Below are 576 nucleotides of genomic sequence, written 5' to 3'. Positions count from 1 at the left end.
GGAGTTCGAAGGTACGCTAGGTACGGTCGGACATCGTGCTAATAGTGCAATGGCATAAGCGTGCTTAACTGCGAGACCGACAAGTCGAGCAGGTACGAAAGTAGGACATAGTGATCCGGTGGTTCTGTATGGAAGGGCCATCGCTCAACGGATAAAAGGTACTCTGGGGATAACAGGCTGATTCCTCCCAAGAGTTCATATCGACGGGGGAGTTTGGCACCTCGATGTCGGCTCATCACATCCTGGGGCTGTAGCCGGTCCCAAGGGTATGGCTGTTCGCCATTTAAAGTGGTACGTGAGCTGGGTTTAAAACGTCGTGAGACAGTTTGGTCCCTATCTGCCGTGGGCGTTGGAAATTTGAAGGGGGCTGCTCCTAGTACGAGAGGACCGGAGTGGACGAACCTCTGGTGTACCGGTTGTCACGCCAGTGGCATTGCCGGGTAGCTAAGTTCGGAAGAGATAACCGCTGAAAGCATCTAAGCGGGAAACTCGCCTTGAGATGAGATTTCCCGGAGCCTTGAGCTCCTTGAAGGGTCGTTCGAGACCAGGACGTTGATAGGCTGGGTGTGGAAGTGC

The 576-nt window shown here is 54.0% G+C and carries 1 rRNA gene; it reads left to right on the top strand.

The window, feature by feature from the left end:
* A 23S ribosomal RNA gene (locus ACFPO9_RS27690) occupies window positions 1-576 on the top strand; the annotation flags it as partial.

The sequence above is a fragment of the Massilia aerilata genome, assembly GCF_042656905.1.
Lineage (GTDB): Bacteria > Pseudomonadota > Gammaproteobacteria > Burkholderiales > Burkholderiaceae_D > Telluria > Telluria aerilata.
The sequence above is the reverse complement of the archived record's forward strand: the minus strand, read 5'-3'. Positions and strand labels throughout refer to the sequence as shown.